Origin of the sequence: Providencia sp. PROV033, from assembly GCF_028484855.1 — a bacterium.
In the GTDB taxonomy this organism is placed as follows: Bacteria; Pseudomonadota; Gammaproteobacteria; order Enterobacterales; family Enterobacteriaceae; genus Providencia; species Providencia alcalifaciens.
Genome location: NZ_JAMPSW010000049.1, coordinates 1 through 14,600, shown reverse-complemented (window position 1 = coordinate 14,600; position 14,600 = coordinate 1). Strand labels below are relative to the sequence as shown.

Here is a 14,600-nt window from a genome sequence, read left to right as displayed (position 1 = left end):
CAATCAATAAACAGTCTATTTTTTAAGCTCTTGAATTTTATTCACAGAAACAGCGATTTCGGTGAATTTTCGCACATAATGGAATAATCTACATGAACTCGATATTTACTGAAGAGAATTTATTGACCTACACCACCGCCGCTAAATTTGCCAGCTTCAGTAAAGCGGCTGAAGAACTCGGCATTACCACATCCGCGGTGAGTTACACGATAAAACGCATCGAAACCTACTTAGACGTCTCGCTATTTATTCGCGATACGCGCAATATTGAGTTAACCGAAGCAGGATACTATTTTTATCGCAAAGCGACTGATCTTCTGAATAACTTTCATTTGATTAAAAAAAGCATCGATTCTATTGAGCAAGGCATTGAAGCTCGCGTTCGTATCTGTATTAATCAGTTGATCTACACCCCTTACCATACGGCAAAATTACTGCAAATTTTAAAAAAACAGTTTGGTACTTGCCAAATTACAGTCACCACCGAAGTCTATAACGGGGTTTGGGATGCCATTATTAACAATCATGCCGATATTGCGATTGGTGCTCCGGGTACACTCATGGATGGCGGAGGTATTGATTATACGGAAATTGGCGCTATTCACTGGCAATTTGCCATCGCATCCAGCCACCCTTTAGCCTTAATGCCGGAACCCATCGCGGAAAGCCAATTACGTCTTTATCCAAACATCATGGTGGAAGATACCGCCCACACGATCAATAAACGTGTTGGCTGGTTGCTTCACGGACAAGAAGCTATTCAGGTACCTGATTTTAATACCAAGTGCCAATGCCAAATTTTAGGGGAAGGCATCGGTTTTTTACCCGACTATATGGTGAAGGAGCACGTTAAAAACGGTGTTTTAGTCACCAAACAAATTCAAAATCCAAGGCAGGATTCTCATATGCTACTCGCTACACAGCACTCCGCAACAGGGCTAGTCACACAATGGATTAGAAAAGAGTTTATGAAAAATGGCATTTTAGCTGAGCTTTATAGTGATTTGCTAAAACCCATCGCGAACTAATGTTGCTCCCCTGTACACAGACCATCTCTGATGAATCAAAGGTTTTCAGCAACACGACGTGACGCAATGAATTCATTCAATTAATCCCCTGAACTGAGTTATTTGATTTTGAAATATCACGGTTTTTTTGATTGGATTAAAGGAAATAATAGATTCGATGGACATGCTTGAAATGGCATCGTGTAAGCTCGCCCATCACCGTATTTGAATACTTGAAAAGTCAGGTGCACAAACTATGCTCGATAAACAATTTTTACAGCGCACAATTGCCCTTGCCGCGGATAATGTGGCAGAGGGTAGACGCCCCTTTGGTGCCATCATCGTGGAAGATGAAACACAGTCTGCCTTATATCGTACACGGTGGCAGCGACACCATTCATGAAAATAAAAAAATCACTTCCCGCGTCTTTTGGTTTGATCCTGACGATTGCCCTTGTCGGGATCAATCTGCGCCCATTTATGACGGGACCGGGTCCAGTCATCGACAATATCATTCAAACAACAGGAATGAGCTATCAGAGTGTTTCACTGTTAACACTGCTTCCTATGCTATTGATGGGGTTTGGTGCCTTGATAGTGCCTGCCTTAAATCAGAAATTAGGCGATAAGCTGGGTATTAGCCTCGCGATGTTATTTCTACTCGTCGGCTCTCTTTGTCGATTATTTGTTTCTGATGCGAATGCATTATTACTGACAGCATTCTTATGTGGTATAGGGGCTGCCTATATTCAAGCCGTTTTCCCCGGATTGATAAAATTTTCATTCACGCAAAAAATGGCAACAATGACGGGGCTATATTCCGCAACATTAATGGTAGGAGGCGCACTGGGTGCTCAATTGACACCACTGATTACACACCTTTCTGGAAGCTGGCAGAGCGGACTTGCATGGCTCTCATTTCCAGCCTTACTCGCCTTGATTGCCATCATCGTGAATATCCGTTCGTCAAAAATGCCCCATGCCACAACGCAGCTCAGTGTTTTTAATTATCTTAAGCAACCTCGAGCGTGGTTACTCATGGCGGGATTCGGCTTAGTGAATGCAGGTTACGCAACGGTAGTAACGTGGCTGGCGCCTTTCTTTCAACAACAAGGATTCAGTGCAACGGAAAGTGGTTCGCTGGTCGCTATTTTAACCATTTTCCAAGCCGCAGCCGCGCTGATGATTCCGGTGTTGGCTTCTCATAATATTGATCGCCGTTTTTGGTTAACCGTCACACTGGTGAGCCAAGCCTGCGGATTTGCTGGGTTAATTCTATTTCCTAACACGTTACCATTACTTTGGGTCGGGCTGCTGGGGTGCGGGCTAGGTGGCTGCTTCGCCTTAACCATCATTACCTCTTTAGACCATATCGCTCACCCTGCCAGTGCCGGTGTCCTTACCGCCTTAATGCAAGCGGGCGGGTTTATTATCGCAGCATTTGGACCTTTAATTGCCGCCTCATTGCAGCAATTTAGCCACAGTTTCACCCCAGTTTGGCTACTCCATTTTGTTTTAGTGATCGTTACATTACTGCTATTTTTACGCTTGAATCCCAAAGGATATCATCGGATTTTTAGTGTCAAATAACCCTAATAGATAAGGTGATGATCCTGCAATCATCGCCTTGTCTTATGCAACGGTTTCGTCCTGCGCCAACGCAGATTTTGGCAGTCCGAAAATTTTGTCAAATGCCCAATTAAAGAAGAAAGTATAAATTGGAATAAAAATAATCAGTGCAAAATCAAGAACTAATGCCTGCCAAAGCGATACTGATAACCACCACGCAATCAGTGGAATTAAAAATACCACCAGCGTCAACTGAAATAACACGGCATGGGCAAGACGGCGTCTAAAGGTTCTAATTCTGGATTTTTGTTTGGACTCCCAATATTCAAATGCCACATTGAAAACAAAATTCCAACTCACCGCTATCGTCGTAATCACTAATGCCAATGGCCCTGTCGTTCCGGCCGAATTACCGGAAAGCAATGCCAATCCCAACGATGAAATCATCCAACCAATCACTTCGTAGCTCGTAATAAAAACCACTTTACGTTTAATACCCTGCATCTTTTATCTCGCCTTCTGTTTACTGAAAGCTGGTAAATTAAATCAACATTAATGATAATAAAAGTCAGCTACTATCAATAAAACTGAAAGGTGAGATATGCCATTTAACAGCGAAAACCTCATGATTTTTTTAACTGTACTTGATAAAGGCTCCTTTTCTGCTGCGGCAAGAGCACTACACCGAGTCCCTTCTGCCATCAGTATGGCCATTGCTAACCTTGAGGCTGAATTAGGTTTTTCATTGTTTGAGCGGCATACACGGGAGCCTAAACCCACTGAACAGGCCCTTTCTCTTGCCCCTTACGCGCGTAATATTGTTGATAATTTACGCCAGCTGAATGTGTTCACGCGAGAGCTAACACAAGGGGTAGAAAGTACACTGACGATTGGTGTTGCGGAAGGAATTAATCCCAATGTATTACTGGATGCATTACACACACTGAGCCAGCGCTATCCTTTGATGCATGTTGAACTGATTACCGCCCCTCAGGATGATATTTTGCCGTTATTGCACAGTAAGCGCCTCCAGTTAGCGATTGCTTTTGGCGGGTTATATATCAATGCCCAAGAGCAATTCCAATGTATTGGTTATGAGTCGCTCATTGCCACTATCAGTGCCAATCATCCTTCAATTGAGCATAATCGTGCGCTCTACATCGAAGATCTTGTGCAAACACGCCAAATCATTGTCGCTAGCTCTCATCACCCAATTAGTGACTGCCGTTCCATTGTTTCCAGCCATTATTGGCGTACCGACAGTTTCACAATGGCATTGGGTTTGGTCAGAAAAGGAATGGGTTGGGGAAATTTACCCACGTCATTAGTTGAAACTGAGTTAAAAGCAGGTTCACTCAAACGTTTAGAATTTCAAAATACACCAAATGGATTAGCACTCCCCATTCATGTAGTGTGTTTAAAAGGTCAGGTACTCAAACGCGGCGCACAAGAGTGTATTGAGCTATTAAAAGCCAATATGTAGTAATACTTTTGAGTGATCTGAAGGTCAAGTTCAATCCATCATCAAAAAGCAAAATAACTGCCTATTTGAATCATAAATAGAGTACTCATTTACCATGTAACTCTTTTGTTGGTGGATTGTGAAAATCACTTGATATTAGCAATCTTTTTAAAGATAATAATTATCAATATCATTCTTATTACCAGTAAATTTTATGTGGTGAATAATATGACCAAGCCACTTTCTGAACTTATTGACGAAACCACAAAATCAAGCTCATTGGCAGATTACTCAGTCAAAAATGGGCTGATTGAAAGCCAAAAATTATTAGGTTCATCGGGCAAAATTGCCATTGAACATCGTGGTGAAATTTATCAGTTACGACAAACCCGTACGGGTAAATTAATTTTAACTAAGTAGTTTTTTCGTACTCACAACGCAGTTTGTTTCAAAAATACAATCTATCTCGCAAGCCACCTACGTCATGATACTAGGCAGCCAGCTTAACTCTATACATCAGGACACAGTTTCTTATGGTGTTTATTACGGGCTTTGCTGCTGTAAATCTGGATAACCTCAAGGCGCACTTTCGAACCCTATCATCGCTTATTGGGTTCAAATACCCCTTTTCACCTATTCCATTGAAAGCGTCACCGTCTCAAGACCCTATAAGCACGCCATAACGCTCTGATGATAAAACTATTCTTAATCCTGTATTTCACTCATCAAAGAGTTAATAATTTTTAGGGAGTATCACCTGTATGTCTCAAGTCTTACGTTTATCTGTGCTGGCAAGCGCCCTGTTGCCTCTGATGGCAACTGCACAGACTGAAAAAACGCCCGCCAGCAATCACCATGATGTGATGACCGTGTATGCCACGGGTAACGAACGAGATAGTTTCAACACCCCTATGATGGTGACCGTCATTAAAAATGACTCACCAGAAACCAAAACAGCAACTAACGCTAATGATATTTTGCGTAAAGTTCCAGGAATTGCACTCACAGGGACTAGCCGAACTAATGGTCAAGATATCAGTATGCGAGGCTTTGACCGTCGTGGCATTTTGACGCTCGTTGATGGCATCCGCCAAGGTACCGATACCGGACATATTAACGGCACATTCCTTGACCCTGCGCTTATCAAGCAAGTGGAAATTATTCGTGGCCCATCTGCCTTACTGTATGGAAGCGGAGCCATGGGCGGCGTAATCGCATGGGAAACTGTGGATGCAAAAGATTTACTGCGTGAAGGGCAAAATCAAGGATTCCGTGTCTTTACGCAAGGCGCTACGGGAGATCACAGTTTTGGCTTTGGCGGCTCAACATTTGGGCGCACAGAGGATTTTGATGGATTATTCAGCTTTGTGACCAAAGAAGTCGGTGATACCCGTCTTGGTGGTGGCGAGAAGATGGACAATAAAGAAACTATTGCCAATATGCTGGGTAAAGGAACATGGCAGTTGGATGATTCGCAAACCCTTTCAGGACAAATTCGTTATTACAATAACGATGCTTACGAGCCAAAAGATCCGCAACAGCTCAGCGCCAGTAATGATAATAAAAAGGTGAATCGCACGACTCGCCAACGTGATCTTCAAGCAACTTATCAGATTAACCCAAATGATAACCCATGGCTTAACTTGAAAGTCACCCCTTACTATTCTGATGTGAATATCACCTCTAAAGGTAAGGAATCCAACTATGAAGGACGTAGCCAAAAAACCTACGGACTCAAACTGGATAATCGTTCCAATGTCTACGATTTACCATTAGCTGCGCATAACTTCACGTACGGTACCGAAGCTTATCGCCAAAAACAGACACCTTACGCCACAACCACGCAATTCCCTGATGCAGAAATCACATTTGCCTCCGGTTTTATTCAAGATGAAATCACCTTAAAAGATCTGCCTGTGTCCTTTATTTTGGGGACGCGTTATGACAACTATAAATCCACCGCAAAAGGCAACAAAGATGTCAACGCAGATCAATGGTCATCAAAAGCGGCTGTAAGTATTACGCCAACAGAATGGTCCATGCTATTTGCTTCCTATTCCGAGGCATTCCGTGCACCAACGATGATGGAGATGTATAACGATTCCCTCCATTTCAAAGGCGGCCCAATTTCCAACTATTGGCGTCCAAATCCCAATCTAAAACCTGAATCCACCCGTACTGCGGAATATGGTTTTGGCTTACGCTTTGATGATTTGCTCATGGCACGGGATAACCTGCGCTTTAAAGCGAGTTATTTTGATACTAAAGCCAAGGATTATATTAATACTTACGTCCATCCAGACCGCGTTAATTGGGACAATAACTACACCACGTCCATCAATACTAAGCGCGCCAAAATTTGGGGAACCGACGTTTCACTGGACTATACCACTGACTACTTTGCATGGGGTCTTGCTTACAACCACACCGTTGGAATCAATGAACACACTGGCAATGCTATTGAGTCCATTAAACCAGACTCGCTGACCAGTAATCTTTCTATTCCTGTCGCAGACAGCGGCTTTTCTGTGGGTTGGTTAGGTGAGTTCACGACCCATACCGATTTCGATAAAACATCCAAGCTAAAACAACAAGCGGGCTATGCCGTTCATGATTTCTATTTAAATTATCAAGGTAATGGAAGTCTTAAAGGGTTAGACACCAGTGTCGTTTTAGGAAATGCCTTTGACAAAGAGTATTACTCCTCTCAGGGGATTCCCCAAGATGGTCGTAATGCTAAGCTGCTCGTCAGCTTCCAATGGTAATTCACACTACATAAAGGAGAAACCTGTGAATTCAGCACTTTTCGAACGTTATCAACAAGCCAAAGCAGATAATAAAGCTAAGTATGCGAGAGATCTCGCTGCTTATCTAAATGTTTCTGAAGGGGAATTACTGCATAGCCGCGTTGGGCGTGATAAGGCAAAACGCCTTATCATTGATGCGCCAACGTTATTAACTGCCTTGGAAGCTGTCGGTCCAGTCAAAGCCATTACGCGCAATGAATATGTGGTTCATGAGCAAGTTGGACGCTATGAAAACGCAAGATTTAGTCCTCATGGCGGTTTAATTCTTAACCCTGGCGCACTCGATCTGCGCATGTTTTTCTCGCATTGGGACAGTATTTTTGTTTTAACCGAAGACGCTAAGCATGGCGAACGCCACAGCATTCAATTCTTCGATAAACACGGTGATGCACTGCATAAAGTGTATACCACCAATGATACCGATATGGATGCATGGAATGCACTTATCGAAAAATACATGTCCACAGAAAACCCATTGTTAACTGTTGAAAAAGCACAGCCATATAACCCACAACCTATCAGCGATGAGTTAAAACAACAGCTCGAGCAAGAGTGGCGCAATATGACGGATGTTCACCAATTCTTCATTTTACTAAAGAAAAATAACTTAAGCCGTCAGCAAGTCTTTAGTGCAGTCAGCGATGATTTAGCTTGGAAAGTGCCGAATGATTCATTCAGTCAGTTAGTGAATACCGCTTTAGCAGATCAAAATGAAATCATGATTTTCGTGGGTAACCGTGGGTGTGTGCAAATTTTCACAGGGAAAATCAAACGTTTGATGCCTCATCAAACTGAAGGTTCTGATATCAAATGGTTGAATATTTTCAACCCAGATTTCACCCTACACATGATTGAAAATGGCGTCGCTGAATGTTGGGTTACGCGTAAACCAACGGAAGATGGTTTTGTGACAAGCCTCGAAGTGTTTGATGATCAAGGCAATCAAATCGCGCAAATGTACGGACAACGCACTGAAGGCACTCCAGAGCAAGAGCACTGGTGCCAGCAAGTTATGTCCCTGCCAAGAATCTAATATTAGGTATTTGTTATGAAACAATGGCTTCTAATGACCATCACTCTGGCAGCTTCTTTTGTTGCCAACGCTGCTGACCGTTTAGTGACACTCGGCGGTGATGTCACCGAAATTGTGTATGCACTCGGTGCACAAAATAATCTTGTTGGGCGCGATAGCAGTAGCTTACATCCAGAGCAAGCAACGAAGCTGCCTGATGTCGGGTATATGCGCATGTTAAATGCAGAAGGTGTACTCTCTCTACGCCCAACATTAGTGCTTGCCAGTGAACTTTCTCAACCTTCAATTGCATTAACCCAAATCGAAAAAAGTGGTGTTAAGGTAATTAAAGTAACAGGAAAGCCGAAATTAGAAGCCATTCCTGAAAAAATTACCACTATCGCGCAGGCGGTAGGATTACCCGAAAACGGGGAAAAGCTCGTCGAGAAATTTAATACTGAGCTCCTCGCGGTACCCACTAGCCCATTAAATAAAAAAGTGATTTTTCTGATGAGCCATGGCGGTGTACAACCGATGGCGGCAGGACAAAAAACCGCTGCCGATAGCATGATAACCGCTGTGGGTGCGCAAAATGCAATGAACAACTTCACCAGCTATCGCCCACTTTCCCAAGAAGGGCTTATTTATAGTCAACCGGATTTAGTCGTGGTCTCTGAGCAAGGGATAAAATCCCTTGGTGGTATTGATAAAGTTTGGGAATTACCGGGATTAGCACTCACTCCTGCTGGCAAAAATCGTGCAATTTTAGTGGTAGATGATACAGGGATGCTGAGCTTCAGCTTAAGCACACCTAAAGTCATGCAACAGCTGAGAGAGGCGTTAGAAAAAAACCAATGAGTCGTTTTAAGCACCCTCTTGTTAAAATCTTTATGTTATTGGTAATACTGGGGGCAGTCACTGTGGCTGCCTCTACAGTAGGGGCGATAAATCTACCTCTAACAACCCTGTTATTCGCACCATCCACCGATCCAGATTGGCAAATTTGGCTCACTATTCGTTTACCCAGAGTGTTGCTTGCCATTTTAGTGGGTTTAGCGCTCGCGGTTTCGGGCGCAATGATGCAAGGGCTATTTCGTAACCCTCTCGCGGACCCAAGTCTTTTAGGGATCAGCAGCGGTGCGGCATTGTGCGTTGCTGCATTTATTGTTTTGCCATTTTCATTACCCACATTAATGCTCAGTTACGGTCATCTGGGCGCAGCATTTGTCGGTAGTTTAGCGGTTTCCCTGATTATCTTTAGTCTCAATCGGATGTCTAATGGGAATTTGGCAAGACTCTTACTGGCAGGGATCGCCATCAATGCTCTGTGTATGTCATTGATTGGTGTACTCAGCTACATGAGTAATGACCAACAGCTACGCACATTTAGCTTGTGGATGATGGGGTCATTAGGCAATGTTAATTGGACATCACTCACTATTGCAGCCAGCGTCATTGTTCCCACCAGCTTATTCTGTCTATGGCAAGGTAACGCCTTGAATATTTTACAATTAGGGGATGAGGACGCTCATTATTTGGGGCTGAATGTTGAACGCAGTAAATTTATTTTGTTATTCCTCAGCGCATTATTAATTGGCTGCACCGTCGCAATGAGTGGTGTTATTGGTTTTGTTGGACTCGTCGTTCCCCATTTAATTCGTATGACGCTTGGACCTGACCATCGATGGTTAATTCCAGGTTCAGCCATTGTAGGCGCTTGCTTGCTATTAACTGCCGACACACTGGCTCGTACTTTAGCCATTCCCGCTGAAATTCCAGTTGGTTTATTAACCGGATTGATTGGCGGCCCTTACTTTTTATGGCTAATACTTCGCCAACCCGCAGGAAGGATCTAACTGATGCCCCCGTTACTCGAAGCCCACAACTTGAGTTATCGTATTAATAATCGAACACTCATCGACGATATCAGCCTATCCATACAGCAAAATCAAATGGTTGTTATTATCGGTCCTAATGGCGCAGGTAAATCTAGCCTGCTGAAATTATTGACTGGCTACACCCAGCCTACTCAAGGTCAATGCCATATCGAAGGTCGATTATTGTCCGATTGGGATCCTCAAGGGCTTGCAAAAAAACGCGCCGTGATGAAACAGCAAAGTCACTTGCAATTTGCTTTCAGTGTTGAAGATGTTGTTGCAATGGGAAGGACACCTTATGGTTCAGAGCATAAACAACAAGCTATTGATATTGCGATGGCTCAGACCCACTGTACCCCACTACGCCATCAAGATTATCGTCAATTATCGGGTGGCGAGCAGCAACGCGTTCAGCTGGCTCGAGTATTAGCGCAATTATGGCAGCCTGAACCAACCCCAGCCTGTTTATTCCTCGATGAGCCGACTTCAGCCCTTGATTTGTACCACCAGCAACACAGTTTGCGGCTTTTGCATCAACTGACTCGCGAAAGACCACTAGGCGTTTGTTGCGTATTACATGACCTAAACCTGACAGCATTATATGCCGATAAGGTCTACCTCATTCATCAAGGGAAATTAGTGGTGGCAGGCACACCACAGGACGTGTTAACCACTGAGAATTTAACGCAATGGTATCAAGCGGATTTAGGGGTACAACCTCATCCTGAAACTGCGACCCCCCATGTGTATCTGCGCCATTAACGACAGAAGCCGCAAGCTATAACTTGCGGCCTTACTATCATAATAAATTAAAATATTTATTTGGCTTAGCCGGTGGCGGCAACTGTTTTGCATCAATCATATCAAGGGCATTACGTTCAAGCCCTGTACATAACGCATTCAATGGTAAGCTATTGTCTAGTACATCGAATGGATCTTCTAATTGCTCAGCTAATGCATCCCACGCCAAGAAGGTATAGGAAACGAACACTGAGACTAAAGGCGTCATATAATGTAAATCTCCCACCAATGCGAATGGCAGTAACGTACAAAAAAGATACACTGTGCGCTGTAAAATCAATGTATAAGCAAATGGGATTGGCGTATTAGAGATGCGTTCACACCCCCCTAATACCTCTGACAATCCGTTGACATCTTTATTGATGGATTGAAAAAGAACGTCACTAATCAGGTTATTATCCCGTAATTCCCCAACACTAAGACCGATGTGCATCAGGATTCGGCTGGTGGGATATGGGCTTTTAATCACATCTAAGAAAACATCGCGCGGTAACAACCGATATAAATCAACCTTTGGATTTGTTCGTCTGAGTTCGTGATTTAAACTCCAACTAAATGCAATAAGTAAATTAGCAAAGGTGCGGTGTGCTAATGGATCATTCGGTAATAATCCTTTGATGTTTCTTAATATATTACGTTGATTCGTTAATATTGAGCCCCAGAGTGTCCTTGCTTCAACCAAACGGCTATAACAGGCATTATTTCGAAAGCCCAAAAAGATAGCGATAGCTATCCCTAATAAGCTAAATGGGGCTATTGTGAGATGTATTCCTAATTGCTCGTACCATTGATAGATTAAAATAGCGACAATGGACATCATGATATTAAGTGATAATCTGAAGGTAATTTTAGACAGCACGGAACCGTGCCAATCAAACAACCTAAAAAACCAGTGTTGATGCGGGCGAATGACCATAATTGAATAATAATTGAAAGAATAGTTATGTGTGATGATTATCACACAATTCATTTCAGCAATCTATATTTTGATATCATCAGAAATTTAACATTAAATTAACTAAAATCAACTTATTGGCAAAGTATTTAAATATCCTCAATATTTTTACTCTATTTACTGTTCTTAATTACTTTAAGATTTCAGGCATTGACACTATATGATTAATAATTAATTTAAATATAGAATATGAAATAATTATTTAATTTTAAAATTAATCACCCCAAAACTTAAACAGTTGATATACTAAATTGAAATTTAATCATTTGATTTACCCTAAATTAAATTTATCTTAAATATCATTTAATTATATTACACCCAAGCAGAATTCTTAAGGAACTCTTAATATTAGCAATGTGATTGCTATTATCATTTAGTCATCATTTAAATAGTGGTTAATATAATCCAAACTATAAAAACATTAATAAAATACTAATTTATTAAGAATGGTTGCTTGTTTATGAAAAAAACAGAATATTTCCTAAAAAAAATTCGCACATTTATTATGAGTGATAAAAATTACCTAACGAGTAAATTTATCAAAAAATTAGGCTATTACCCCAATTTTAACTCACCGAAAAGTTTTAATGAAAAAGTGAATTTTCGAATGATTCACGACCGAAATCCACTTCATAGTCAATTCGCTGACAAGCTTGCCGTGCGCGAATATGTCACACAGACTATCGGACAAGAACATATCGTGCCGATTCTTGCGACATATCAGCATGTGGATGAAATTGATTTAACCAAACTTCCGCAACGTTTCGTCTTAAAGTGCACTCACGACAGTGGTAGTAGCATTATTTGCACGGATAAATCCAAATTTGACTTACAAAAAGCCAAAGATAAGTTGTCGTTCCATTTAATGAAGAATCTCTATTACATTACTCGTGAACGCCATTATAAAAATATTCCTTCACAAATTATTTGCGAAGAATACATTGATTTATTTGAGCAGAAAACAAGAAAGCTAGTGCCTGAAACTTGCCGTATTCACTGTTTTTCAGGTAAACCCGTTTACGCTGAAATCGATTATACGGATGAGGACGGTACTGAATTTATCAATCTTTATGATACCGATTGGCAGCTACAACCAGTGAGTTTTGGCTACCCTCAAATGTTAGAGCCTATTAATGAACCAACTCAGTTTAGAGAGATGTTAAGGCTAGCCGAAATTTTGGTGATCCCATTTGATTATTGCCGAGCTGATTTTTTAATGGCTGAAAATAAGCTCTATTTTAGCGAGCTCACGTTTGCTCCCAATGCAGGACGCACCGTCATTACCCCGCTTTCTTGGGATTTTAAACTGGGCGAATTATGGGAACAAAAAATTACGACACCCAATATGCTTCACACATTCAAGCCAGAGCTAACACTCGCCAGCCTAAGTAAGAAAAAATAACCATAAAAAACGCGCTACTGAGTCAAAATAGCGCGTTTTATTTTTCACTACCAAGTGCAATTAGTTAGCCAAGACGCTCGCTTTACGACGTAAACTTGCGATCAACATATAAATCGCAGTCACTAACAATACAATAAAGAAGAAATTGGTTAGCCCACTATGTTGTTCTAGTAATGTGCCAGCCGCAATCGGTCCCATCGCAGAACCCACACTGTAGCTAAATAACATCACTTGCGTTGCAGCGACAATAAAAGATGAGTCTAAATTATCACACGCTAATGTAATGGCGATGGGATATAAGGCAAATGAAGACATTCCCAGTAATGCTAATGCCACGATCATCACCACGTAATCTGTTGAGATATAAATCATTCCCATCGCAAATACGCCTAATAGTGACACCATCGCCAATAACAATGTTTTGCTCATCATCACCGACAACTTACTGATCACGGGCTGAATCAGCATCCCACCCAAAATGATCGATGCCATCAGTACCCCGACTTGGTCAGTTGTATAGTGATCATTTTTCAGAGACAGCGGCATTAATCCATAAATGGTGCCCATTACAATTCCAGAGACCATGCAGCCCATTATTGCGGGTTTACTTAAACGCGTAATTTGTTTCAATGAGAGCTTCTGGTGCAACCCACATGCAGGTTGTCCTTGACGCACAAGCAATGGCGGTAAAATCGCGACAAGCAACAAACCTAATACAACAATAAATGGCACAACCCCTTGAGTCCCAATAACACCAATTGCGAGCTGACCCAACGTCGTGCCGCCATATAATGAGGTCATGTAAAAGCTTAATCGCTTCGCACGTTCTTTAGGGTTATCGCCAATCAATAACCACGATTCTACCACCACAAAAATTCCCGCCACCGCAATACCTGCGATTAAACGGTTAGGTAACCATGCTTCAATGGTTGGCGTCCATGGCAATAAAATAACGGTAACCGCCAGCATGACGAGAAAACCAATAAAAGAGAGACGGTGACCAATTTTTGCGATCACAGGTTCAATCATCATTGAACCAATCAATAAACCAATATAGTAGGCGCTCGCTAACCAGCCCGCATACTGAGTATCAATATCAAAGCTGCCCATCGATAGTGGGATTAAGCTCATCAGGTAACCAGATGCAATAGCAAACAGGGTTAAGCCTGCAACAGGTACAAAGGTATTGTCGCTTTTACGCATTAAAATGGTGGACTCTTTCACGTCCCACTCTCCAAAAATAAAATAAATACTCTGCGCTGCAAGACGTCGGTCATGACGATAGCAATATTCACAAAAATGAATATACCTTAGCGACTAGTGCAGTGATGAAATTAAATAGATGAGGCTAATTTGAGCGCAATATAGATCTTTCATCGAGGGAATGACAATGAGAAAAACTAATGATGACTAGTAAATTTATTTATGTGAGAAAAATCACGTTTTTTTATGCAGTACCCCCCCCTAAAAAATCGCCATAAAAACAAGCAAACTATTTATTATCAATATGATAAGATAATCCCCAAAAAAATCCCTATTGTTACTTTTTGAAACATAACTCCCTGCTTCAGTCCCATCTTTCAAAATATATTTATCGTTTTTTTTAAAAGAAATTTATTCAAAACTAATTTAGCTAATTAATTAGCCTCAAGTTTATCAATATACTTAATTAGTGGTATTCATTATTTATAAATTATTATCTTGCTTC

The 14,600-nt window shown here is 41.6% G+C and carries 14 protein-coding genes; 11 read left to right on the top strand and 3 right to left on the bottom strand.

The genetic code is table 11. The annotated features are described in order from the left end of the window. The first annotated feature begins 92 nt into the window (after positions 1-92). The 3 genes from PSF16_RS10135 (at position 93) to PSF16_RS10125 (ending at position 2,597) form a co-directional block, all read left to right on the top strand. Positions 93-1,028, top strand: coding sequence for a LysR substrate-binding domain-containing protein (locus PSF16_RS10135; protein ID WP_272689202.1), 936 nt, complete (start codon positions 93-95; stop codon positions 1,026-1,028). Between the two features lie 235 nt (positions 1,029-1,263). Continuing rightward, positions 1,264-1,410: a hypothetical protein gene (locus tag PSF16_RS10130; RefSeq protein WP_195848104.1), complete on the top strand. Its 147-nt coding sequence runs from the start codon at positions 1,264-1,266 to the stop codon at positions 1,408-1,410. Further along, positions 1,407-2,597: a cyanate transporter gene (locus PSF16_RS10125; RefSeq protein WP_272689201.1), complete on the top strand. Its 1,191-nt coding sequence runs from the start codon at positions 1,407-1,409 to the stop codon at positions 2,595-2,597. Before PSF16_RS10130 ends, PSF16_RS10125 begins: the two co-directional genes overlap by 4 nt. Positions 2,598-2,639: 42 nt before the next feature. On the opposite strand, the gene PSF16_RS10120 is transcribed toward PSF16_RS10125, so the two are convergent. Then, positions 2,640-3,080, bottom strand: a complete 441-nt coding sequence (locus PSF16_RS10120; RefSeq protein WP_006658082.1) for a PACE efflux transporter — start codon at positions 3,078-3,080, stop codon at positions 2,640-2,642. 97 nt (positions 3,081-3,177) lie between these two features. On the opposite strand from PSF16_RS10120, the gene PSF16_RS10115 reads away from it, so the two are divergent. The 7 genes from PSF16_RS10115 to PSF16_RS10085 all read left to right on the top strand — a co-directional run bounded on the left by PSF16_RS10115 (position 3,178) and on the right by PSF16_RS10085 (position 10,496). Beyond that, positions 3,178-4,059: a LysR family transcriptional regulator gene (locus tag PSF16_RS10115; RefSeq protein ID WP_272689200.1), complete on the top strand. Its 882-nt coding sequence runs from the start codon at positions 3,178-3,180 to the stop codon at positions 4,057-4,059. A 207-nt stretch (positions 4,060-4,266) separates the two neighbouring features. Next, positions 4,267-4,458: a hemin uptake protein HemP gene (gene hemP, locus PSF16_RS10110; protein ID WP_006661206.1), complete on the top strand. Its 192-nt coding sequence runs from the start codon at positions 4,267-4,269 to the stop codon at positions 4,456-4,458. 341 nt (positions 4,459-4,799) lie between these two features. Next, the gene (locus PSF16_RS10105; protein ID WP_006661205.1) at positions 4,800-6,803 is read left to right on the top strand and encodes a TonB-dependent hemoglobin/transferrin/lactoferrin family receptor; all 2,004 of its coding nucleotides are present in this window, start codon (positions 4,800-4,802) and stop codon (positions 6,801-6,803) included. 25 nt (positions 6,804-6,828) lie between these two features. After that, a complete protein-coding gene (locus PSF16_RS10100) occupies positions 6,829-7,878 on the top strand; it encodes a hemin-degrading factor (RefSeq protein WP_036975136.1) in 1,050 nt (349 codons plus the stop codon). 15 nt (positions 7,879-7,893) lie between these two features. Next, a complete protein-coding gene (locus PSF16_RS10095) occupies positions 7,894-8,715 on the top strand; it encodes a heme/hemin ABC transporter substrate-binding protein (protein WP_006661204.1) in 822 nt (273 codons plus the stop codon). Beyond that, on the top strand, positions 8,712-9,713 hold the full coding sequence (locus PSF16_RS10090) for a FecCD family ABC transporter permease (protein ID WP_272689199.1): 1,002 nt from the start codon (positions 8,712-8,714) through the stop codon (positions 9,711-9,713). Before PSF16_RS10095 ends, PSF16_RS10090 begins: the two co-directional genes overlap by 4 nt. 3 nt (positions 9,714-9,716) lie before the next feature. Beyond that, positions 9,717-10,496, top strand: coding sequence for a heme ABC transporter ATP-binding protein (locus PSF16_RS10085; RefSeq protein WP_006661202.1), 780 nt, complete (start codon positions 9,717-9,719; stop codon positions 10,494-10,496). Between the two features lie 37 nt (positions 10,497-10,533). Here PSF16_RS10085 and PSF16_RS10080 read toward each other — a convergent pair whose 3' ends face one another. Next, positions 10,534-11,451, bottom strand: coding sequence for a bestrophin family protein (locus PSF16_RS10080; protein ID WP_006658074.1), 918 nt, complete (start codon positions 11,449-11,451; stop codon positions 10,534-10,536). Between the two features lie 499 nt (positions 11,452-11,950). Here PSF16_RS10080 and PSF16_RS10075 point away from each other — a divergent pair, with 499 nt between their 5' ends. After that, positions 11,951-12,892 carry an ATP-grasp fold amidoligase family protein gene (locus tag PSF16_RS10075; RefSeq protein WP_272689198.1) on the top strand — a complete coding sequence of 314 codons (942 nt, stop codon included), beginning with the start codon at positions 11,951-11,953 and terminating at the stop codon, positions 12,890-12,892. 60 nt (positions 12,893-12,952) lie between these two features. Here PSF16_RS10075 and PSF16_RS10070 read toward each other — a convergent pair whose 3' ends face one another. After that, on the bottom strand, positions 12,953-14,095 hold the full coding sequence (locus PSF16_RS10070) for an MFS transporter (protein ID WP_006658072.1): 1,143 nt from the start codon (positions 14,093-14,095) through the stop codon (positions 12,953-12,955). Positions 14,096-14,600: the final 505 nt, after the last annotated feature.